The 1,851-nt window shown below is 56.8% G+C and carries 1 rRNA gene; it reads left to right on the top strand.

The annotated features are described in order from the left end of the window. Positions 1-1,830 (top strand): 23S ribosomal RNA (locus ACFYQQ_RS39510); the annotation flags it as partial. Between the last annotated feature and the right edge of the window lie 21 nt (positions 1,831-1,851).

Genomic DNA, 1,851 nt, shown 5'->3' with positions numbered 1-1,851 from the left:
GCTGGGATGGGTAGGGGAGCGTCGTGTGCCGGGTGAAGCCGCAGCGGAAGCTAGTGGTGGACGGTTCACGAGTGAGAATGCAGGCATGAGTAGCGATACACACGTGAGAAACGTGTGCGCCGATTGACTAAGGGTTCCTGGGTCAAGCTGATCTGCCCAGGGTAAGTCGGGACCTAAGGCGAGGCCGACAGGCGTAGTCGATGGATAACCGGTTGATATTCCGGTACCCGCTGTGAAGCGTCAAACATCGAGCCCATTAATGCTAAGGCCGTGAAGCCGTTCCGGACCCTTCGGGGAAAGGAAAGTGGTGGAGCCGCCGACCCAAGGTGGTAGTAGGTGAGTGATGGGGTGACGCAGGAAGGTAGTCCATCCCGGGCGGTGGTTGTCCCGGGGTAAGGGTGTAGGACGTCAGGTAGGTAAATCCGCCTGGCAATAGTCTGAGACCTGATGCCGAGCCGATTGTGGTGAAGTGGATGATCCTATGCTGTCGAGAAAAGCCTCTAGCGAGTTTCATGGCGGCCCGTACCCTAAACCGACTCAGGTGGTCAGGTAGAGAATACCGAGGCGTTCGGGTGAACTATGGTTAAGGAACTCGGCAAAATGCCCCCGTAACTTCGGGAGAAGGGGGGCCATCACTGGTGATCCGATTTACTCGGTGAGCTGGGGGTGGCCGCAGAGACCAGCGAGAAGCGACTGTTTACTAAAAACACAGGTCCGTGCGAAGCCGTAAGGCGATGTATACGGACTGACGCCTGCCCGGTGCTGGAACGTTAAGGGGACCGGTTAGTGCACTTTCGGGTGTGCGAAGCTGAGAACTTAAGCGCCAGTAAACGGCGGTGGTAACTATAACCATCCTAAGGTAGCGAAATTCCTTGTCGGGTAAGTTCCGACCTGCACGAATGGCGTAACGACTTCTCGACTGTCTCAACCATAGGCCCGGTGAAATTGCACTACGAGTAAAGATGCTCGTTTCGCGCAGCAGGACGGAAAGACCCCGGGACCTTTACTACAGTTTGATATTGGTGTTCGGTTCGGCTTGTGTAGGATAGGTGGGAGACTTTGAAGCGGCAGCGCCAGCTGTTGTGGAGTCGCCGTTGAAATACCACTCTGGTCGTGCTGGATGTCTAACCTGGGTCCGTGATCCGGATCAGGGACAGTGTCTGATGGGTAGTTTAACTGGGGCGGTTGCCTCCCAAAGAGTAACGGAGGCGCCCAAAGGTTCCCTCAGCCTGGTTGGTAATCAGGTGTTGAGTGTAAGTGCACAAGGGAGCTTGACTGTGAGACCGACGGGTCGAGCAGGGACGAAAGTCGGGACTAGTGATCCGGCGGTGGCTTGTGGAAGCGCCGTCGCTCAACGGATAAAAGGTACCCCGGGGATAACAGGCTGATCTTCCCCAAGAGTCCATATCGACGGGATGGTTTGGCACCTCGATGTCGGCTCGTCGCATCCTGGGGCTGGAGTCGGTCCCAAGGGTTGGGCTGTTCGCCCATTAAAGCGGTACGCGAGCTGGGTTTAGAACGTCGTGAGACAGTTCGGTCCCTATCCGCTGTGCGCGTAGGAATATTGAGAAGGGCTGTCCCTAGTACGAGAGGACCGGGACGGACGAACCTCTGGTGTGCCAGTTGTCCTGCCAAGGGCATGGCTGGTTGGCTACGTTCGGGAGGGATAACCGCTGAAAGCATCTAAGCGGGAAGCCTGCTTCGAGATGAGTATTCCCACCCCCTTTGAGGGGTTAAGGCTCCCAGTAGACGACTGGGTTGATAGGCCAGATCTGGAAGGCGGGCAACCGCTGGAGGTGACTGGTACTAATAGGCCGAGGGCTTGTCCTCAGTTGCTCGCGTCCACTGTGT

This window comes from Streptomyces sp. NPDC005496, from assembly GCF_042872045.1.
Taxonomy (GTDB): domain Bacteria; phylum Actinomycetota; class Actinomycetes; order Streptomycetales; family Streptomycetaceae; genus Streptomyces.
This window is presented reverse-complemented; position numbering and strand designations above follow the sequence as displayed.